Source organism: Rhodococcus sp. 27YEA15, assembly GCF_049739425.1.
In the GTDB taxonomy this organism is placed as follows: domain Bacteria; phylum Actinomycetota; class Actinomycetes; order Mycobacteriales; family Mycobacteriaceae; genus Rhodococcus_F.
Genome location: NZ_JBMHHW010000001.1, coordinates 1,000,624 through 1,021,260, shown reverse-complemented (window position 1 = coordinate 1,021,260; position 20,637 = coordinate 1,000,624). Strand labels below are relative to the sequence as shown.

18 protein-coding genes and 1 pseudogene are annotated in these 20,637 nt (G+C 63.9%); 5 read left to right on the top strand and 14 right to left on the bottom strand.

Annotated elements, in window-relative coordinates:
• Nucleotides 1-89 precede the first annotated feature (89 nt).
• The 3 genes from ABH922_RS04805 to dapE are packed head-to-tail and all read right to left on the bottom strand — an operon-like array spanning nucleotide 90 to nucleotide 2,549.
• Nucleotides 90-665 (bottom strand): TIGR00730 family Rossman fold protein, encoded by a 576-nt coding sequence (locus ABH922_RS04805; RefSeq protein ID WP_424805843.1) that lies wholly within the window; start codon nucleotides 663-665, stop codon nucleotides 90-92.
• On the bottom strand, nucleotides 659-1,462 hold the full coding sequence (locus tag ABH922_RS04800) for a TIGR00730 family Rossman fold protein (RefSeq protein ID WP_424805842.1): 804 nt from the start codon (nucleotides 1,460-1,462) through the stop codon (nucleotides 659-661). Before ABH922_RS04800 ends, ABH922_RS04805 begins: the two co-directional genes overlap by 7 nt.
• Before the next feature lie 16 nt (nucleotides 1,463-1,478).
• Nucleotides 1,479-2,549, bottom strand: coding sequence for a succinyl-diaminopimelate desuccinylase (dapE, locus tag ABH922_RS04795; protein WP_424805841.1), 1,071 nt, complete (start codon nucleotides 2,547-2,549; stop codon nucleotides 1,479-1,481).
• Nucleotides 2,550-2,598: 49 nt separating this feature from the next.
• On the opposite strand from dapE, the gene dapD reads away from it, so the two are divergent.
• On the top strand, nucleotides 2,599-3,552 hold the full coding sequence (gene dapD / locus ABH922_RS04790) for a 2,3,4,5-tetrahydropyridine-2,6-dicarboxylate N-succinyltransferase (RefSeq protein ID WP_424805840.1): 954 nt from the start codon (nucleotides 2,599-2,601) through the stop codon (nucleotides 3,550-3,552).
• Nucleotides 3,552-4,925: an amino acid permease gene (locus tag ABH922_RS04785; RefSeq protein ID WP_424805839.1), complete on the top strand. Its 1,374-nt coding sequence runs from the start codon at nucleotides 3,552-3,554 to the stop codon at nucleotides 4,923-4,925. Before dapD ends, ABH922_RS04785 begins: the two co-directional genes overlap by 1 nt.
• Here the strand turns inward: ABH922_RS04785 and rho are convergent.
• From rho to ABH922_RS04765, 4 genes and pseudogenes are all read right to left on the bottom strand, one after another.
• Nucleotides 4,916-6,055: pseudogene (gene rho / locus ABH922_RS04780) on the bottom strand (transcription termination factor Rho); the annotation flags it as partial. The gene ABH922_RS04785 and the pseudogene rho overlap by 10 nt on opposite strands.
• A 645-nt stretch (nucleotides 6,056-6,700) precedes the next feature.
• Complete coding sequence (locus ABH922_RS04775) at nucleotides 6,701-8,113, bottom strand: acyl-CoA synthetase (RefSeq protein WP_424805838.1); 1,413 nt, start codon at nucleotides 8,111-8,113, stop codon at nucleotides 6,701-6,703.
• An 84-nt stretch (nucleotides 8,114-8,197) separates the two neighbouring features.
• Nucleotides 8,198-8,878 (bottom strand): rhomboid family intramembrane serine protease, encoded by a 681-nt coding sequence (locus ABH922_RS04770; RefSeq protein WP_424805837.1) that lies wholly within the window; start codon nucleotides 8,876-8,878, stop codon nucleotides 8,198-8,200.
• A gap of 49 nt (nucleotides 8,879-8,927) precedes the next feature.
• Nucleotides 8,928-10,319, bottom strand: a complete 1,392-nt coding sequence (locus tag ABH922_RS04765) for a bifunctional lysylphosphatidylglycerol flippase/synthetase MprF (protein ID WP_424805836.1) — start codon at nucleotides 10,317-10,319, stop codon at nucleotides 8,928-8,930.
• 392 nt (nucleotides 10,320-10,711) lie between these two features.
• On the opposite strand from ABH922_RS04765, the gene ABH922_RS04760 reads away from it, so the two are divergent.
• Nucleotides 10,712-11,767: a beta-propeller fold lactonase family protein gene (locus tag ABH922_RS04760; protein WP_424805835.1), complete on the top strand. Its 1,056-nt coding sequence runs from the start codon at nucleotides 10,712-10,714 to the stop codon at nucleotides 11,765-11,767.
• A gap of 116 nt (nucleotides 11,768-11,883) precedes the next feature.
• On the opposite strand, the gene dapC is transcribed toward ABH922_RS04760, so the two are convergent.
• The 4 genes from dapC to ABH922_RS04740 form a co-directional block, all read right to left on the bottom strand.
• Nucleotides 11,884-12,987, bottom strand: a complete 1,104-nt coding sequence (gene dapC, locus ABH922_RS04755) for a succinyldiaminopimelate transaminase (RefSeq protein ID WP_424805834.1) — start codon at nucleotides 12,985-12,987, stop codon at nucleotides 11,884-11,886.
• A gap of 5 nt (nucleotides 12,988-12,992) precedes the next feature.
• Nucleotides 12,993-13,316 (bottom strand): ferredoxin, encoded by a 324-nt coding sequence (gene fdxA, locus ABH922_RS04750; protein ID WP_003945248.1) that lies wholly within the window; start codon nucleotides 13,314-13,316, stop codon nucleotides 12,993-12,995.
• Between the two features lie 163 nt (nucleotides 13,317-13,479).
• The gene (locus ABH922_RS04745) at nucleotides 13,480-14,238 is read right to left on the bottom strand and encodes a hypothetical protein (protein ID WP_424805833.1); all 759 of its coding nucleotides are present in this window, start codon (nucleotides 14,236-14,238) and stop codon (nucleotides 13,480-13,482) included.
• Nucleotides 14,238-16,796, bottom strand: coding sequence for a bifunctional FO biosynthesis protein CofGH (locus ABH922_RS04740; RefSeq protein ID WP_424809566.1), 2,559 nt, complete (start codon nucleotides 16,794-16,796; stop codon nucleotides 14,238-14,240). The genes ABH922_RS04745 and ABH922_RS04740 overlap by 1 nt, the downstream gene beginning before the upstream one ends.
• Nucleotides 16,797-17,008: 212 nt before the next feature.
• On the opposite strand from ABH922_RS04740, the gene ABH922_RS04735 reads away from it, so the two are divergent.
• Nucleotides 17,009-17,512 (top strand): PH domain-containing protein, encoded by a 504-nt coding sequence (locus ABH922_RS04735; RefSeq protein WP_424805832.1) that lies wholly within the window; start codon nucleotides 17,009-17,011, stop codon nucleotides 17,510-17,512.
• On the top strand, nucleotides 17,509-19,101 hold the full coding sequence (locus ABH922_RS04730; RefSeq protein ID WP_424805831.1) for a PH domain-containing protein: 1,593 nt from the start codon (nucleotides 17,509-17,511) through the stop codon (nucleotides 19,099-19,101). The genes ABH922_RS04735 and ABH922_RS04730 overlap by 4 nt, the downstream gene beginning before the upstream one ends.
• Here the strand turns inward: ABH922_RS04730 and ABH922_RS04725 are convergent.
• From ABH922_RS04725 to ABH922_RS04715, 3 genes are all read right to left on the bottom strand, one after another.
• Nucleotides 19,070-19,906, bottom strand: a complete 837-nt coding sequence (locus ABH922_RS04725; RefSeq protein WP_424805830.1) for a uroporphyrinogen-III synthase — start codon at nucleotides 19,904-19,906, stop codon at nucleotides 19,070-19,072. The genes ABH922_RS04730 and ABH922_RS04725 overlap by 32 nt on opposite strands.
• A gap of 5 nt (nucleotides 19,907-19,911) precedes the next feature.
• A complete protein-coding gene (locus ABH922_RS04720) occupies nucleotides 19,912-20,358 on the bottom strand; it encodes a hypothetical protein (RefSeq protein WP_424805829.1) in 447 nt (148 codons plus the stop codon).
• Nucleotides 20,359-20,423: 65 nt separating this feature from the next.
• Nucleotides 20,424-20,582, bottom strand: a complete 159-nt coding sequence (locus ABH922_RS04715) for a hypothetical protein (protein ID WP_424805828.1) — start codon at nucleotides 20,580-20,582, stop codon at nucleotides 20,424-20,426.
• Nucleotides 20,583-20,637: the final 55 nt, after the last annotated feature.

Below are 20,637 nucleotides of genomic sequence, written 5' to 3'. Positions count from 1 at the left end.
GTACATGTACTCGGTGCCGCTGTGGTCACCAGTGCGCAATCCAACCCTACTCGAGGGTAACAAAGGTCACGGTGTTCTCACTCACATGCTCACAGCGCCCCGGTCCGACAGGCATCGAGAGCGGCTTCGACGTCGGTGGTGACCAGCAGCGAATCAAGAGCCGCACGGCCGACGAAGCCCGTACCGGTGAGCCCGTTGATCCAGTCGAGAAGCCCGGTGTAGTGACCGACGGGGTCGAGCATGACCACCGGCTTGTCGTGCATACCCAGGTATCCGGCTGTCCACGTCTCGAACAGCTCTTCCAACGTTCCGATGCCGCCGGGCAGCGTGATGAACGCGTCGGCGTGGTCCTCCATCAGCTTCTTACGCTCACGCATGGTGTCGGTGACGATCAACTCGTCGGCATCGACGTCCGCAACTTCCCTGTGCACCAAGGCTTTCGGAATGACGCCAACGGTGAAGCCACCTGCGTCACGGGCGGACTGCGCCACAGCGCCCATCATCGAGACGTTTCCACCGCCGGACACCAGTCGCCAACCGCGCTGCGCCACCGCTGTTCCGAGGGCTCTGGCCAGGTCGAGGAAGGACTCGTCCACCGGACCCGATGCGCAGTACACGCACACCGAGAAGGTTGCGTCCGTGTCCCGCGCCGCGTCGTTCACCATTCTTCTTCTTTCCCGAGATCTGCTGCCACGTCCACTCCGGTGGTGGAGTCGACGACGATTCGTACTGCTTCTTCGACACTGTCGGTGACGTGCAGCAAATTGACGTCACCTTCGGATATCTTGCCGTCCCGCTCGAGAGTTCCGTGAATCCAGTCGACCAGCCCGGACCAGTACTCGGTGCCGAACAAGATGATCGGGAAGCGGGTGACCTTGTGAGTCTGGACCAATGTCAACGCTTCGAACAACTCATCCAGGGTGCCGAAACCGCCTGGTAGACAGATGAATGCCTGCGAGTACTTGACGAACATCGTCTTCCGCGCGAAGAAGTACCGGAAGTTGATTCCCAGATCCACCCACTCGTTGAGCCCCTGCTCGAAAGGCAACTCGATACCCAGGCCGATCGAGTATCCCCCGGCTTCGCTGCAACCACGATTGGCAGCTTCCATCACGCCGGGCCCGCCACCGGTGATGACGGCGAAACCGGCATTCGCGAGTTCGGCACCCAGGGCGCGCCCGGCCTCGTACTCGGGGTGATCGATGGGCGTACGAGCGGAACCGAAGACCGTCACCGCACGGGGAACCTCGGCGAGCGCGCCGAAACCCTCGATGAACTCGCTCTGGATCCGCAGGACTCGCCACGGGTCGGTATGCACCCAGTCGGTGGGTCCGCGTTTGTCCAGCAGTCGCTGATCCGTGGTGGTCTGCTCGTCCTTGCGTTCACGCCGCAGCTGTACCGGGCCACGATGCAGGATCGACGAGCTCTGCTTCTTGGAAGCCGAATTCTTCTCTGGTGCCATGCGGCCAGGTTAACGGTCAGGCCGACAGATAATTCCTCAGGACCGCGGTGACGTCGGTGATCTGCTGCACAGGCACGTGCTCGTCACGCTTGTGCGCGAGGTTCGGATCACCTGGGCCGTAGTTGACGGCCGGGATGCCGAGCGCGGAGAAGCGAGAGACGTCGGTCCAGCCGTACTTGGCCCGGAACTGCCCACCGGCCGCCTCGATCAGCGCCGCAGCGGCAGGATTGGCCAAACCGGGAAGCGCACCCGGGGAGGAGTCCGTCACCTCGAAGCCGAGCCCGAGCCCGTCGAACACCTCACGGACGTGGGCCTGGGCCTGGGCCTGACTGCGGTCCGGCGCAAAGCGGAAGTTGACGTCCATCTCGGCCTCGTCCGGCACGACGTTTCCGGCGACACCACCGGAAATGCGCACTGCCGACAAGCCTTCGCGGTAGCCGCAGCCGTCGATGTCCACCGACCGCGGCTCGTAGGCAGACAACCGCTCCAGAGCGCCGGCGAACTTGTGAATCGCATTGTCCCCCAGCCACGATCGCGCCGAATGCGCGCGGGTTCCCGATGCCGTCAGCCGCACCCGCATCGTGCCCTGGCACCCGGCCTCGATGAATCCGGCCGTCGGCTCACCGAGAATCGCGACGTCGGCTTCGAGCCACTGCGGGATCTCGCGTTCGATCCGTCCGAGTCCGTTGTAGGTGGCGGCGATTTCCTCACAGTCGTAGAACACCAGCGTCAGGTCGTGCGCGAGATTCTCGATCGTGGCGGCCAGATGGAGGAACACCGCATCACCGGACTTCATGTCGACGGTTCCACAGCCGTGCAGAATATCGCCTTCGCGACGAGAGGGGACGTTGTCGGCGATCGGGACCGTGTCCAGATGACCGGCCAGCATGACACGACTGGGCAGCCCCCGCGACGTGCGCGCCAGTACGGCGTTGCCGTTGCGGATCACCTCGAAGCCGGTGGTCTGCGTCCGCAACGCATCTTCCACAGCGTGAGCAATGACGGATTCGTCGTGTGAAACGCTCGGAATGTCGACCAGGGCGGCCGTGAGGTCAATCGGGTCAGAGGCAAGATCGAGGGTGCTCACCCGTACCAGCCTAGGTCGTTCTGCCGGTTGCCCGGTAATCTCTACTCCCGTGAGCGCACAGGGAGCAACAGCAGTAGGTATCGCCAACGTGACCGCGGACGGAACCGTCCTCGACACCTGGTTCCCCGCACCGGAGTTGGGAACTTTCCAGAAGTCGGGCACCGAGAAGCTCGAGGGAACCGACGTTCCCTCCGACCTCGCGCTGCTGGCAGGCACCGACGAGGCCCGCGGAGTGTCGCAGATCGTCGTTCGCACCACCATTTCCGACCTCACAGTGGCTCCGGCCGACGCGCACGACGTCTACCTGCGCCTTCATCTGCTCTCGCACGGTCTGGTGCAGCCGCACGGCATCAACCTCGACGGCCAGTTCGGCATTCTCGCCAATGTGGTGTGGACCAATTTCGGCCCCTGCGCCGTCGACGGCTTCGAACAGGTACGTTCGCGTCTACGTATCCGCGGACACGTCACCGTGTTCAGCGTCGACAAGTTCCCGCGCATGGTCGACTACGTCGTCCCGGCCGGCATCCGTATCGGCGACGCCGACCGCGTGCGCCTGGGCGCACACCTGGCTCCCGGCACCACCGTCATGCACGAGGGCTTCGTGAACTTCAATGCCGGAACTCTCGGAAACTCCATGGTCGAGGGCCGCATCTCGGCCGGCGTCGTCGTCGACGACGGCACGGACGTGGGCGGCGGCGCGTCGATCATGGGAACTCTCTCCGGTGGCGGCAAGGAGACCATCTCGGTGGGCAAGCGCTGTCTGCTCGGCGCCAACGCCGGCCTCGGTATCTCCCTCGGTGACGACTGCGTCGTCGAAGCCGGTCTCTACATCACCGCCGGAACCAAGGTCACCGGGCCGGACGGAACTGTCGTCAAGGCCCAGGAACTCACCGGCAAATCCAACCTGCTCTTCCGCCGCAACTCCGTCTCCGGCACCGTCGAGGTAGTCCCGTGGAAGGGCACGGGCGTCGAACTGAACGCAGCCCTGCACGCAAACGACTGATGTCCGAGACCGGCACCACCGCAGAATCAGGCTCCGCCCTCGGTAGCGGCCTCAAAGTTCGACATCTCACGATGATGGGCCTGGGTTCCGCGATCGGGGCGGGCCTGTTCCTCGGTACCGGCGTCGGTATCGCCAAAGCCGGCCCCGCCGTACTGATCTCCTACATCCTCGCCGGCGCGGTGGTGGTGTTCGTGATGCGCATGCTCGGCGAGATGGGTGCAGCGGTACCCGCCAGCGGATCCTTCTCCCACTACGCCAGGCTCGGAATCGGCGAGTGGGCCGGATTCGTCATGGGGTGGCTGTACTGGTTCATGCTCGTGATGGTTCTGGGTGCAGAGATCACCGGGGCGTCCGCCATCGTCAACGGCTGGTTGCCGTCGGTTCCGCAATGGGTCGTCGCGCTGGTCTTCGTCGTGTTCTTCGCCGTGATCAACCTGTCGAAGGTCGGCAACTTCGGTGAGTTCGAATTCTGGTTCGCCGCCGTCAAAGTCACTGTCATCGTCGCCTTCCTGGTCATCGGGGTGCTGTTGGTCTTCGGACTGCTCCCCGGCACCGAGCCGGTCGGCACGTCCAACCTCTTCGGCCAGGGCGGTTTCATGCCCAACGGTTTCTCCGGCATCGCCGCCGGACTTCTGGTGGTGGCCTTCGCTTTCGGTGGCATCGAGATCGTCACCATCGCCGCAGCCGAGTCCGAGAATCCGGAACGATCCATCGCCACGGCCGTGCGCAGCGTCGTGTGGCGGATCAGCGTGTTCTACATCGGCGCGATCGCGATCATGGTGTTGGTACTGCCGTGGAACGATCCCGAACTCGCGAGCGGCCCCTTCGTCGCAGTCCTGAACAAAACCGATATTCCGGGTGTAGCCGGGTTCATGGAACTAGTCGTGGTCGTTGCATTGCTGTCCGCATTCAACGCGAACATCTACGGCACGTCACGGATGGCCTACTCGCTCTCCCGTCGCGGTGACGGTCCGGCCGTGATGGCTAAACTCTCGAAGTCCGGTGTACCGACCGGAGCGGTACTGCTGTCGGTGTTCTTCGGTTTCGTCAGCGTCCTGCTCAACTGGCTGCTGCCGGACGATCTGCTCGGCATCTTGCTCAATGCGGTCGGCGCTGCACTTCTCGTGATCTGGATCTTCATCGTCGTCTCGCATCTGCGACTACGCAGGCAACTGGAGGCCGACGGCAAACTCACCGTACGAATGTGGCTGTTCCCGTACTTGAGCTATGCCACTCTCGGCATGCTCGGGGTGTTCGTGGTCCTGATGATGTTCGACGCCGATGCTCGGGCCCAACTGATCTCGACCACCGTTCTGGTCCTCGTGATCGCCGCCATCGGGTACGTGAACTCGCGCCGACAGCGTCAGATCTGACGAGTCGAACCGGGCGCTTTTTCGAGCACCTGCGTCAGGAATTCGGCGTTGCTACCGGTCTTTCCGAGTTGACTGACAAGTAGGTCGACGGCCTGCTGGGAATCGAGTCCGGTCAGCAGGCGACGTAACTTGCGCACGGCCGCGAATTCGGCCGACGACATGAGTAGTTCGTCTTTGCGGGTTCCGGACGGGGACACTTCGACGGCGGGGAAAACTCCACGTTCGGCGATCTTGCGGTCGAGTTTGAGTTCGGCATTGCTGGTGCCCTTGAACTCCTCGAAAATGACGGTGTCACCCTGCGAACCGGTTTCCACCAGTGCCGTGGCGATGATGGTCAGCGAACCACCGTCTTCGATGTTGCGAGCCGCACCCAGGAACCGCTTCGGCGGGTACAGCGCGGCCGAATCGACACCCCCGGAGAGTGTCCGGCCTGAACCCGGCGAGGCATTGTTGTACGCGCGGCCCAGTCGGGTAATCGAATCGAGCAGTATCACAACATCTCTTCCCGATTCCGCGAGCCGCTTCGCCCGCTCGATCGCGAGTTCCGCGACGGCGACGTGTTCTCGCGGGGGTCGATCGAATGTGGATGCGATCACCTCGCCGTCCACCGAGCGTTGCATGTCGGTGACCTCCTCTGGACGCTCGTCGATCAATACGACCATCAGATGACACTCGGGGTTGTTGATCGAGATCGCCTGTGCGATGTCTTTCAGAATGGTCGTCTTACCTGCCTTCGGCGGCGACTGGATCAGGGCGCGCTGGCCCTTGCCGATCGGCATCAGCAGATCCACCACTCGGGTGTCGATCTGCTCCGGTCGCGTTTCCAATCGCAGTCGCTGATCCGGGTATCGGGGAGTCAGCTCGGCAAAGTGGGCGCGTACTCCGACCGATTCATGGTCGATACCGTTGATCGTTTCGACTCGAACCAGCAGATCGCCCTTCTTCCCTCTACCGCCCTGCTCACCGTCGCGGGGCGGGCGCATCACCACGCTGACGGCGTCGCCGCATCGTAATCCGTTCTTACGTAGCGCGTCTTTCGAGATGTAGACGTCACTCGGTCCATGACCGTAGCCGGACGTACGAATGTATCCGTAGCCGTCCACTACGTCCATGATTCCCGAAACACGTTGCTGTGAAACATTTTTCGAATCTGCAGAGCCTGAAGTGAGGAGACCCCTCACGACGTCGGCGCTGCCGGGCTTGGTGATCAGATGTGAAGTCATCACGAATATCCTTTCGATGTCCCATGCAGTTGCATTGGGAGACAGATGATTTAGCCCGGAAATCGGGCATTGAGTGCTCCCGTCGGCCCGTTGCCACGCTCAGCGAGAACAGGGTCGTCGACGTCGAAGTCTCACGCCACTACCGATTCCGGTAACTACACGGAACGTAGGGGGGATTTCTGCGGTACGAGTGAAGTGCGGCGCCTGTAGCGACCATGCAGTTGAACAGCACTCGGCTCTAAGGTATCAACATCGTCCGCCGAGGGCAATACCCGTTTTCGGAAGGGTTCGCCGGCCGCAATCGGCGCAGGCGAACTCTCAGCCGGCTATCGGACCGGCTGACCTGCCCGAATGCCCGAATGCAGTGTCCTGCCGGGACCGTACGAGGCTTCGATCTCGGTGGATCGCTCGAGTGGCCGATCATCCGAAACATCGCGGCCGGGCACGTTCTCGGCGATGCCGACGAGAGGTCTATCGCCGTCGAGGAGCGAAACGCCTCGGACGGCAACGACCCGGCGCCCGTCATTCCGCCCACGACCGAAAGGCTTGCGCTCAGAGGAGTCGGGTTTTCTGCACTTTGCCCATCGCATTTCTCGGCAAGGTATCCACGAAGCGGACCTCACGAGGTCGCTTGTGGGCTGACAGTTCCGCCCCGACCAACTCGACCAGCTCCCGCTCATCCACGGCGGGCGAACCGTCCCGAAGGACTACCACCGCCACGATGCGTTGACCCAGATCCGAATCCGGCACCCCCACCACTGCCACTTCCGCCACCGACGGATGCGCCAGGATCACGGTCTCGATCTCACCGGCACCGACACGGAATCCCCCGGTCTTGATCAGGTCGATCGACGCCCGGCCGACAATTCGGTGGAGTCCGTCGCTGTCGACGACCGCAACGTCACCGGTCTTGAAATATCCGTCCGAAGTCCATGATTCGGCGGTGGCGTCCGGTCGGTTCAGGTACCCGTCGAAGAGCATCGGACCACGAACCTGAAGATTGCCGATGCTCTCGCCGTCGTGCGGGACGTCGTTGTCCTGCTCGTCTCGCAACCGGGTCTCGACACCTCGAACGGGTACACCTACCCACCCGGGTCGACGCTCACCGTCCACCCGGGTGCTGAGGGTGAGCATCGTTTCACTCATGCCGTAACGCTCGATCGGCGTCAATCCGGTGAGTTCTCGTAGTTTCTCGAACACCGGAACGGGCAACGGGGCACTGCCCGAGACGAGCAGCCTGGCATCCGACAGGGCTCGCGCCGATTCCTCGTCTTCGGTGATCCTCGACCACACCGTGGGAACACCGAAATAGAGTGAACCCTTTGCTCGCGCATAATTATCCGGGGTCGGCTTGACAGTGTGTATCACCTTGCTGCCTACCCGCAGCGGCCCGAGGATTCCCAATATCAGGCCGTGAACGTGGAACAGCGGTAGTCCTTGCACCAAGGTGTCCCGCCACGTCCATTCCCAGGCCTCGGCAACCGCGTCGATTCCGGCCGCAATTGCGGAGCGGCTCAGCAGGACCCCTTTGGGAGGGCCTGTGGTACCCGAGGTGTACAGCACGAATGCCGTCGAGTTCGCTGCCGGCTCCGGGTAGCTGTGCCAGGATCTGGCATGCAGGCGGACCGGAACGACAGGCAGCCCCGCACAGTGCTCGTCCGTCTCACCCAGCCATGCCTGGGCGCCGGAGTCACGCAGGATGTGTTCGCGCTCTGCCCGTCCCGAGTCGGGCGGCACCGGAACGACCGTGACACCGGCGATGAGTGCACCGACCACGGCGAGGACAGTTCGCGCCGTGGGAGTCGCCAGCACTGCTACCCGGTCCGCCTGGGCGACGCGCTCGGCGACCGAGGTGGCAGCGCCGAGTATCGCGCTGCGAGAGAGGACCGTGTCGCCGATGGTGACGGCGTCGTCGAGGTCGTCGCCGCGGGCGACTGCAAGGGGGTTCAGTGATCTCAGCAGCACCCGGACAGCATCTCACAGCGTCGCAGACGCGCATCGTCACAGCGTCGCAGACGCGCATCGTCACCGCGTCGCAGACGCGCATCATCACAACGTCGGAGGACGCATTCTCTGTTCTGCTCGACGTCCGGCGATCGAGTCCGGTGGCGACAGGCTGACGGTTGCCGCGCCGAAGAGCACGCCGAACAGTATTGCGAATCCGGTCGCGTCGTCGATCGCCACGAGAATTGCGCCGCCGACCACCACTATCGCGACGAGTGTCCATTCGACGGCCCGTGGCCGCACCATCACGCCGACGCCGGCCGCAGCCGACGCCAACGTCAATGTCGCGGCGAGACTGCCTGCGCCGACGGACGGGAAGACCGCGGTGGTCGACAGACCGAACACGACTTGCCCGGCGAGGAACAGGATCCATCCACGCGGTGCGCCCCAGAGCCGGAAGGCCGGCACCGCGACGACCGCGAGTGCCAGTAGGTCCACGAAGGTTCCGAGGACGCCGCCGTCCTGAACCAGGATCGAGGTGATTATGCGCCACCACTGGCCGTCCCGGATGAGGTCCGGATCACGCCGGAACGCCTCGTACAACCCGGGGACCGCCAACTGGGCCACGGACGGCACGGCGATGAGTATCCACGCGGACACGGCGGCAACAGGGATTCGGCGGGGCGCCGGGTCTGCGTCGAGCCAGTACGTCGTCAGCACCACCGAGGCCACGAGTACCACCACAAGCAGCAGCGCGTCGACGGCTCCGGTACCAGAGGTGCTCACAGCCGAACCTTACCGTCGAGTTCCGCTGCGGTTGCGCGTACTCGCCACCTCAGGTCGAGGCGCGGTCGGTCATCGTGCGGCGCGGCAGAAATTCGAGGGTGAGCAAAGCCGTCGCGGCGATCGGAAGCATCCGAAAATCGACAAGTACGTACCGGCGGTCACCGAGTGCATGGAATTTCTTCAGATACCGGTACAGAGATTCGAGGGAAAGTAGCGGATCTCCGAGGTGGATCAGTCTGAACAGGACCTGACCGACCCGCCCTCGATTGTCGTCGTCGAACAGTTCGGGGAAAGCCGCGAATGCGAGGGACACCCGTTTGCCGCCGTGTTCGCGCGCGTATTCGACCATGGCAACGCTCAGTCTCTCGTCGATGCCGTTCGGTGCACCCTTTCGTCGCCACGGAATATCCAGGCTGATCTCCGTACCGCCACCCGCCACGGCGTGGCGTTGGAACCCTTGGACAACGCCGTCCTTGTCACGAGCGAGCACGATCAGCATTCCCGGATACCGGCCGTCGAGCGCATGGTCGAGAATCATCGAGAATCCCCGCCGGCGTTTCGCGCCGTGGCTTTGCTCGGCAATCTCGATCAACTCGGACCGAAGTTCGCACGGCAGGTCCCGTTCGAGAATCACTTCGGTGGTCATTGCCGCGTTGCGGGTCCGGTTGACGGCCTGTCTGAGGTTCCGGAAGGGCGGCGTGGACATGTCGAAACGATCGACGTCGATCACGACGTCGCGGCCGATCGGTACGGCGCGAAACGCAGGCGCCGTAGCGGATTCCGTCCACAGATTCCGGTAACGCTCGCTTGCACCCAGTACCGCTATTCGCCACCCGCGACTGTGGCAGAAGTGTCGAAATTGTGCGACGAGAGCCGGAAAGTCGTTCGAACTTCCGATGGGGTCTCCGCTCACCACTGCCACCCCGAGTCTGGTGTGGTAGCCGAGAACAGCATTGTCGTTCGCGGCGAAGAAATAGCTCTTGAACGAGTGCATCGCAAACGGTGCAAGGGGATCCAAGGCGGTGCGATCGACAAGTTCGTGTACGCCGGGCAGCATTTCCGGCTGCGGTCGACTTCCTGTCGGCCACATCAGGACGAGGCCGCTGAGCGCGAGAAAGAGCATCCCGATTCCGCCGTATCCGGCGAACTGCGCCACGAGTGAAGTCGCCACCAACAGGCAAAATCCCACAACGTGAGGGGCTACCAGTGGCCTACCGAGGTGCACTCCACGGGCAAGGAACAGCACGGCGACGGCCAGTGCGAAAATCCACTGGTGATCCTCGTTGAAATGCTCGATTGCCCCGATCGAGAGCGCAACGACGACCAGCAGTAGCAGGCAAACGGGCGCGGCGGTGGCCGCTGTACCTCGGCGCGGCCTGATTTCGCCGCCGGCCGACCCCGAAACGTCGAACGAGTCCACACGATCGGGATTCCGGCCCATTCGAACTCCTTCCCCACTTCACAGCCGCGCTCCGGGGTTGACCGTCCGATACCGAGAACGCGTCGTCTCAGAGGAACTTACTCAGTCTGATCACAGTTCGCGTAAACACCACTCGACAACAGCGATCGGACACGAGTTGCCAACCTGCTTTGCCGGTCCGATATTCCGGCACAGCCGTAGCCGTGTACGCGCACAGCCACATCCGGTACGTAGGCACGGTTGGAATCAGTCGAATTCCGGACATTTCACATCGCATTCCACCCTTCGCGGAAGCGCATGATCCGCCCGGCTCTGATTTGATCGAATAACTCGGAAATTGCCTGAAATCACGGCTGTCGCCGACCCGGCGTCCGAGGTGATCATTCGAGATTTCATCCGAAAGGCACACCACCGTGTCCGTTTTCAAACAAGCGATTTCACGCTCCGCACGATCGAGAACCACGGCCGTCGTCGGCGCCGGCACACTCGCGATCGCTCTGGCCCTCGGTAGTGCGGGGGTCTCGTCTGCCGAGACCGTCACGGCAATCATCGCGGTCGGTGCCGCCCCACGAGGGGTGGCCGTCACCCCGGACGGCGAATCCGTCTACGTCACCAACCAGAACGACAACACGGTGTCGGTGATCAAGACTGCCGACAACACCGTCACCGACACCTTCGCGGTCGGGAGCTACCCCTGGGGTGTGGTGATTGCCCCGGACGGCCGACATGCCTACGTCACCAACCAACAGAGCAGCACGGTCTCGGTGGTCGACACCGCGAACCACACCGTCAGCGCCACCGTCCCGGTCGGTAACTCCCCGAGCGCAGTGGCGATCAGCCCTGACGGTACGCGTGTCTACGTCTCGAACAACGCGTCCTCGACCGTGTCGGTGATCGACACCGCCGACAACACCGTCAGCGCCACCGTGCCGGTCGGCGACTTCCCGCTCGGAGTGGCAGTCACGCCTGACGGAGCGGCCGTCTACGTCGCCCACCCGGGTAATCTCGCGGTGTCGGTGATCGACACCGCCGACAACACCGTCACCGCCGTTCCGAACGCCACAGGTGTCTATGCGCTGGCGATCGCTCCCGACGGCACACATGTCTACGGCGCAACCGTCAACATCGGCGCGGTGACGGTGATCGACACCGCCGCCAACACCGTTACCGGCAGCATTCCATTGGGTGCGCCGTCCAACGCGCTGGCGGTGGGCAAGGACGGCAAGAATCTCTACGCCCCCAACTTCCGGGGCGAGACCAATTCGCTGTCGACCATCTCGATCACCGACAACTCCGTCACCACCGTGCCAGTTGGAAGAACTCCCCTCGGAGTAGCCCTCGCCCCGGACAATCGACACGCCTACGTCACCAATCAGGACGACAACTCGGTGACGGTCGTCGAGATCGGACCAGGGCCCACACCGCCGTCCACCGGATCTCTGGACTCACTCCGAGGATTCGGTTCGTGATCGCCGCATCCTGAAGCATCAGCACCCGTTCGACGAATGTGGCCGCTCCCCAGTCGGGAGCGGCCACATTCATCGAAACTGCAAGCGTCAGTTGGTATTCGAGGTCACCGCAAACGTCAGCGAGACAACCGCTCCGCTGCCGATGCAATTCGCTCGTCGGTCGCGGTGAGTGCAATCCTGACGTGACGGCCACCGGTGGGACCGTAGAACTCACCGGGAGCGACGAGAATGCCGCGCTCGGCGAACCAGCTCACCGTGGAGCGGCACTCTTCTCCGCGCGTGGCCCAGACGTACAAGCCCGCTTCGGAATTGTCGACGGTGAAGCCGGCGTCCCGAACAGCCTTGACGAGAACATCACGACGCCGGCGATAACGCTCTCGCTGAATGTTCTCGTGCTGATCGTCGACCAGGGCAGCCGCCATCGCCGCCTGAATCGGAAGAGGCACAATCATTCCGGAGTGCTTGCGCACTTCGAGCAGTTCGGCGACGAGGGCCGGGTCACCGGTGACGAACCCGGCGCGATAACTCGCAAGATTGGATGTCTTGGACAGTGAGTGCACGGCCAGCAGGCCGGTCAGGTCGCCGCCGTTGACTCGCGGATCGAGAATGGACAGCGCGTCGGCTTCCCAGGTGAGTCCGAGGTAGCACTCGTCGGAGACGACGATCGCGCCGCGGGCACGCGCCCACGCCACCACCTTCTGCAGATGCTCGAGTCCTAGCACCTTACCGGTGGGGTTGGACGGCGAATTGACGAAGACCAGGGTGGCCGATTCCGGGCCGAGCTTGGTCAATCCGTCAGCTCGCTGAATCCGCGCGCCGGCGAGCTTCGCGGCCACCTCGTACGTCGGGTAGGCCAACTCGGGGATGACGACGAGGTCGTCGGCGCCCAGGCCCAGCAGCGTCGGCAGCCACGCGATCATCTCCTTGGTACCGATGGCGGGCAGCACCGCTGCCGGATCGATATCCGGGATGTTGTACCGACGATCGAGCGACTCCACCACGGCCTCACGGAGTTCGAGCGTTCCGTGGGTGGTCGGATATCCGGGGATCTCGGCCACGGAGGACAGCGCCTCCTGGATCAGCGGATCCACCGGATCGACCGGCGTTCCGACCGAGAGATTCACTATGCCCTCTGGATGCGCCCGAGCAGTCGCCGTGACCTGAGCCAACGAATCCCACGGGAAGTCAGGAAGCCCAGCGGCCACCGGAATGCGGGTCAAGATCTCTATTCCTCACCCATGGGAGGCAGCGCCTTGATGAACGGAGTGTCGTAGTCGACCTTGCCGAGCTTGGCAGCACCGCCGGGCGAGCCGAGGTCATCGAAGAAATCCACGTTCGTGCTGATGTAGGCATTCCATTGATCCGGAACGTCGTCTTCGTAGAAGATTGCCTCGACGGGACAGACAGGTTCACACGCGCCGCAGTCGACACACTCGTCGGGGTGGATGTAGAGCATGCGCCCACCCTCGTAAATGCAATCGACAGGGCATTCCTCGATGCATGCCTTGTCCATCACATCCACACACGGTTCAGCAATCGTGTAGGTCACTGCCTTTTCTCCCTGCCTTCCAAGTCGTGCTGCATTCCTGGTCGTGCACGCCCACAACACGCAGCTGCTCGGGGCACGAACTCCCGATACGACTCTCACGCACTGCAGGATCAGCCTATTATTGCCCCGCCCAGCCAACTCCGCGCAGCCGGGGTAACACATTTCAGCCTACTGCGGTGATGTTCCTCGACCGAATCGCGATCCACTTCTCACCCGCGGCTGCAGCCCGCACCAAGGCTCCGCGCTCCCCCAGGTAGTCGGCCACGACGCCGATCACCGGTATCTTTCCGGCAATCTCGTACGGTTTGGCACGAGTCGGCCGCTTGTGCAGCTCGTCGGTGATCGCGCGGAAGGTTTTCGCGGTTCCCCACAAGGTGCCGATCAGGGCGAACGGTCGCCACGACCGGTCGGTCGGCACCGGCGGCTGATCGGCCGGATTCTGACCGACAAGTAGTTCACGAGTACGCGTTTCACGCCGACAGAGCACCGATGCAAGTAGATCCACCTGCTGATCACGCTCGGTCACGCCGTGCTCACGCGCGACGGCAACCAGCACCAGCGCCTGATTGGCGAACGCCAGCAGGTCTTGGATCGGCAACCGGTTGAGCAGAACTCCGAACACGCCAGGGAAGGCAACAGCGACCGTGTTCAGAGCGCCCAGCCTGGTCGTCCACCACTTCGAGCGCTGGGTGTCGGACATGACCGACCACGCCGCCGTACCGGGGAACTTGACGACGTCGAGCAGCCACGCCGCCGCGTCGAGTACCGCCTCGGCGGCATTCCGATCGGGGTCGGTGGGCTCGAACGTTCGACGCTTGATCCCGAACGGGTCGCTGTACGCGAGATCCAGCACGGGATTGATGCCCCGTACCGCGCGATCGAGAACGTCGACTACTTTGCGGTCCCCCAGTACATCTGCCATCAGGCTGGTGCTGCCTCTCGTTTCGCGTGAGTGGTGGTGCGTTCGCGGGCCGGCCGCCCGATGCCCTCGGCGATGGCCCGCAGTTCGGCAACGGTCTTCTCGCTGCCGTGCTCCGATCCTGCCATCCGGGAGATGGTTTCTTCCATCAACGTCCCGCCCAGATCGTTCGCGCCGCCGTTGAGCATCATCTGCGTACCCGTGACGCCGAGCTTGACCCAACTCGTCTGAATGTTCGGGATCCGCCCGTGCAGCATGATTCGCGCCAAGGCATGCGCCGCCCGGTTGTCCCGATTCGTCGGACCGGGTCGCGACGCCCCCGCCAAGTACAGCGGCGCACTCTGATGCACGAACGGAAGAAGTACGAATTCCGTGAAACCACCTGTGCGGTCCTGGATTCCGCGCAAAACATTCAAATGCCCCACCCAGTGATGCGGCTGATCGACGTGCCCGTACATCATCGTCGAACTTGATCGCAGACCCACCTCGTGCGCGGTGGTGACCACTTCGATCCACTCCGCCGTCGGCAACTTCCCCTTCGTCAGGATCCACCGAACCTCGTCGTCCAAGATCTCCGCGGCAGTACCCGGAATGGTGTCCAACCCGGCTTCACGCAGCGCGGTGAGCCAGTCCCGGATGCTCTCACCACTACGGGAAGCACCGTTGACGATCTCCATCGGCGAGAACGCGTGCACGTGCATGCTCGGCACCCGTTTCTTGACCGCCCGCACCAGATCCGCGTAACCGGTGACCGGCAACTCCGGGTCGATACCGCCCTGCATGCAGACCTCGGTGGCGCCGGCGACATGCGCTTCCCACGCCCGGTCCGCGACCTGCTCGGCCGAGAGGGTGAACGCATCCGCATCACCCTTGCGCTGCGCGAAAGCACAGAACCGGCACCCGGTGTAGCAGATGTTGGTGAAGTTGATGTTCCGGTTCACCACATACGTGACGTCTTCGCCGACCGCATCCTTGCGCAGTGCGTCCGCCAGCGCGACCACCGCTTCCAGACCGGGCCCCTCGGCCGTCGCCAATGCCAGGTACTCGTCGTCCGAGCACCCCGCCGGATCACGCTCGGCGGCCCGCAACGCCGCCAACACGTCCGTGTCGACACGCACCGGGCCCTTGAGCTCGAGAACCTGTTCGCGCACGGTTTCCCAGTCTCCGAACGCACTCCCCAGATCGCTCCGGGTTTCGGTGTTGCGCCCGTCGGTGTCGATCTCGGTGTTCAGATCGACCCGCCCACTCGACTCCCAGGACTCGTCCGGTTCCTGCCACGGCCGACCGACCGGCTTGGTGTCGAGCTTGGCCAACCCGGTCTTCGGATCAGCCAGTGCCTGAACGTGTGCGCTGATCCGCGGATCGATCCACGGAGCACCGGCGAGAACGTACGCCGGCTGCGCGGCGGTGCGCTCGGTCAGGGTGAACCCGCCCTCGGCAGTGATCTCGGCAAGAGTGTCCAGGTTCGGCCACGGCCGCTCCGGGTTCACGTGGTCGGGAGTCAGCGGTGAGACCCCGCCCCAGTCGTCGACGCCGGCGCCGAGCAGAGCCAGACATTCGGAGTTCGACACCAGATTCGGCGGCGATTGAATCCGCATCGACGGCCCCAACAGCAGCCGCGCCACCGCGATCGCCGCGAGGAACTCCTCCAACCCGGCATCAGGGGTGTGGCGCATCGCGGTATCGGGCTTGGCCAGGAAGTTCTGGATGATCACTTCCTGAATATGACCGAACGCTTTCTGCGACTTACGGATCGCCATGATCGACTCGGCCCGCTCGAGGAAATTCTCCCCGATACCCACCAGAATCCCCGTCGTGAACGGAACATTGAGTCGGCCCGCGTCCGTCAGTACCCGCAAGCGGACGGCCGGATCCTTGTCCGGACTCCCGTAGTGTGCTTCACCCTTGTCGGTGAACAACCGGGTGGCCGTCGTCTCGAGCATCATCCCCATCGACGGCGCCACCGGCTTGAGCCTCGAAATTTCCTGCCAACTCATCACACCCGGATTCAGGTGCGGCAACAACCCCGTCTCCTCGAGCACCCGGATCGATACGGCCCGCAGATAATCCAACGTCGAATCGTAACCGCGTTCGTCGAGCCACTGCTTGGCCTCGGGCCAACGGGCTTCCGGTCGGTCGCCGAGCGTGAACAACGCTTCCTTGCAACCCAACTCGGCACCCGCCCGCGCAATGTCGAGCACCTCGTCCACCTCGAGGAACATCCCGTGCCCCTCGGCACGCAACTTTCCCGGCACCGTGACGAACGTGCAGTAGTGGCATTTGTCCTGACACAGCCGCGTCAACGGAATGAACACCTTGCGCGAGTAGGTCACCGTCTTCGGCCTACCCGCCGCCAACAGACCCGCATCACGAACCTTCGCGGCGGAGCCACACAAATCCGTCAGATCCGCCCCACGCGCCTGCAGCAACGTCGTCGCCTCGTCCACATTCAACGTCGCGCCGTCACGCGCTCGACGCAAGACCCGTCGCATTGCCGAGGCCGACGGTCCCGGCGAGGGGCTGGACGAAGCGGACACGGATATACCGGGCATCGGAAGCATGGTGGGTTTGCTGGAGTCATCACCAGTTCGGTTCACCTAGCGATCATGCGCCATGTTCACGAGCCAGTGCTACCCGGTGCCGGAAGTGGGGCGCTCCCCACCGCACCGACAAGCGTATTCCCGAGAACTCCGGCAGTTCTCAAAGCAGCCCGCACACGCCGATCGGGGGTCGGTTGTCGACAGACTGCTTGCACTCGGCAAAGGTAAAGGACATGACTGCGCCCCCGACACCGACCATGGCCGATCCGTCGTGGCGGCCGAGTGTCAAGGCCCCGAAACTGTGGGCCATCGCCGCCGCTCTCGTGTGGGCACCGATCCTCGTCGTGGAGATCGTGTGTGCGGCCCTGATCCCCGGAATCCCGCCCTGGGTGGTCGGCCTGGTGCTCGCGCTGACAGTTCTCGTCGCCGGTACCCACGTGCTGCTCGTGCCCGCGTGGCGTTTTCGGGTTCACCGGTGGGAGATCAGCGAGACCGCCGTCTACACCCGCACCGGATGGTTCACCCAGGAAAGCCGGATCGCCCCGATATCGCGAGTTCAGACGGTTGACACCGAGCGCGGACCACTCGACCGGATGCTGGGTTTGGCCACGGTCACCGTCACCACGGCGTCCTCGGCGGGAGCAGTGAAGATCTCGGCTCTGGATCGAGACGTCGCCGAGAGCACCGTCGCCAAGCTCACCGAGATCGCGGGCGACAATGTCGGAGACGCGACATGAACGAGCATCACGACCAGTCCGCCGTCGACGTTCCCGCCGAATCGGAGACCGCCGCGGCCGAGGCTGCCGAACAGGAACAGCCGTGGCTGCGACTCGATCGCCGCATGCTGCTGGTGCACCCGGTCACCGAAGTGGTCAAGCTGCTCCCCGTACTGCTCATCTCGGTGGTCCTCGGGCGCCAGAGCGGCAACCATCTGTGGGGACTCGGCGTGGTCACCGTCCTGGTGGTCTACGGCGTCCTGCGATGGGTCACCACGACGTACCGCATCGGTCCGGTACACGTACAGCTCCGCACCGGCGTATTCCAGAAGAAGCTGCTCTCGGTACCGCGGAGCCGAATCCGTTCCGTCGACGTGGAAGCGGGCGTGATGCACCGCCTTCTGGGGCTCTCCGTCGTACGGATCGGTACCGGTCAGCAGGCCGGGGGCAGGCACGAATCCAACAAGTTCGAGCTCAATGCCCTCGCTACCGCGGTGGTCTCGGAACTCAGGTCGGCACTGCTCGCGGGGGCGAGATCCGAACCCCGGCCGAACGGCTCCGACGGATCGACCGCTGTCACGACGGTTCCTACCGACGTCGAGATCGGCCACTGGAGAGTCGGCTGGGTTCGCTACGCACCCTTCTCGGTCACCGGGATCGCCATCATCGCGGCGATCGTCGGCATCTCGTTTCAGTACGGCATCGGAAGCGCCGTGGCGAATTCGTCGACCGTCACCGACAGTGTGAACCGGCTCGAAGGACTCGGAGTCACGGTTCTCGTCGTTCTGCTGCTCCTCGTCCTCCTCGTCCTCGCCAGCGCTTTCGCGTGCGCCCAGTACCTGATTGCGTTCGGCAACATGACACTGCGTGACAACGGCAGCGTCCTCCACGTCAGTCACGGCCTGCTCAGCACCCGCCAAACCACCTTGGACCGCGCTCGTCTACGCGGAACGACGCTCAAGGAACCTCTCCTGTTGCGCTTGGCAGGCGGCGCCCGTCTCGACGCGATCATGACCGGTGTCAGCGCCGAGAAGAAGGAATCGTCACTGTTGCTGCCGCAGGGACCGCGCGCGGAAGCGACACGGGTGATGGCGACGGTCATCGGCGATTCCCGGCAGGCCACCACCGCGCTGATCGAGCACGGTCCGGCCGCGCGTCGACGCCGCTTCACGCGTGCCCTCTACCCAGCCGCGGTAGCCCTGATCGCAGCGCTGGTGTGCCTGTGGTGCGGAGTGCGGGTGCCGGTGTTCGTCTGGATCGGGGTGGCGGTTCTCACTCTGGGTGGGATCGCGTTGGCCGTCGACCGATATCGGGGACTCGGCCATGCCGTACTTCCCGGCTGGTTGATCACCCGCAGCGGCTCGCTGGACCGCAAACGCCACAGCCTCGAAGCGGACGGAGTCATCGGATGGACGGTGCGGCAGACCTTCTTCCAACGACGAGCAGGTGTGGCAACGGTGATCGCGGCCACCCCGGCCGGAACAGGCAGTTACGCGGTGGTGGACATTGCGGCCACGAACGCGTGGCAGCTGGTCGACGCCGTCACACCCGGCGGCGGCGACGTGTGGGCACGCCCGATCAGCACCGACGCGTCGGCAGATCGTCGATGATCAACCGCGCCAACGCGCCGAGTCGGGAACGCTCCGGCTGAAGGGTCGACACGCCCAGTAGTTCCAGTGGCGCGGCGGTCACCGGGCCGACACAGTACGTGGGGACCGGGCCGCGCATCGCGGTCACGAACCGCTCCAACTCCCCCATTTCCTTGGCGGTACTGAGCATCGACGACACCGCCGGTGCACTGGTGAACGTGAGCGCATCGACTTTTGCGGAACGGACGGCGACCACCAACGCACGCACCGCGCTCTGATCGGGTGACCTGACCCAGCGGTAGACCGATACCGGTGTGACCGTGGCGCCGATCGCCGTCAGGGCCGCGCTCAGATCTGTCAGCGGCTCCCATTCGGTGATCGTGCCGTGCAGTTGCACTGCCACCCGCACGCCGGTCACGCCTTCGCGGGAGAGGTGCCCGAGTACCTCCTCGGACGATTCACCGGCCGGCGACCACTCCTCGCGCAATCCGGCGCCTCGGATGGCGCCCATCGCTTTGGGGCCTCTGGCGATGATGCGAGTACGTCCGAGCGCGTCGAGAAATGCCTCGGTCAGATCCCACGACGCGACTGCCTCGAGCCAGCCACGGAATCCGATACCGGTACTGACGACGACGATTTCCGGCGGGTCGGCAATCAGATCTGCCGTCTGTACCCGCAACTCCGCGTCGTCGACGAGTGGCAGGACGTGGATGACCGGGGTTCGGACGGTACTCGCGCCACGACGCTCGAGCAGGTTCGCGAATTCTTCGGAGCGCCGCTCGGCGGTCAGGGCGACAGTCGTACCACTCAGATCCAGTTCGGCCACGATGATCAGTGTCCACTACTGCGGGCGGGCGGTCCGGGAGGTGGCGCAGTGAGCTCCGCCAGTCGGTTCAGGACGACCCTGACCAGGAACACTCCGGCCGGAACGAGCGCCCCTGCAACCAGCAGCAGCGTCAGGGGCGAGGAGAGCACCAGCACGTCGCCGCCCGGCCCGCCGATCATGCACAGGACGAACCCGGCCACCCAACCGATCAGAGGCAGGGCCGCTGTGCCGGATTTCGTGACACCACGAGCAGTCACGACCAGAGCCAGGTTCACGACGGCTGCAACGAGAATGCTGATCGGGAACGGGGTCGATCCGATATATGTCGGGAGAAAGAGCACCGACAGCACAGCGCACGTGAATCCGTTGAAGATCAGGACACCGAGAATGATCGGGTCGAGCCACGCCCATCGCGACTGTGATGTTTCCGGCTTCGGGTCCACGATCGTCATGATGTCGATAGTGGACTACCGGGCGGTGCGACGCGAGCGCGGGGCAGTCCCGCTCGAAGCACCGGTCACGGCACCGGCGGAAATCCCAGCAAGGTCAACAACATGCTCTGCTGATCGGCGAAAGAGTAAAGCGATCCGTAGTACGCGTCACGGTAGAAGCCCGCCATCGGTCGCAGAGAGTCCACGAAGGCGACGATCTGGTTCTGCACGTCCCAGTTGAACATCGATCGGCCCCTCTGCTCGGCGACAACCCGTCAGTGACACGAATCACACACCATC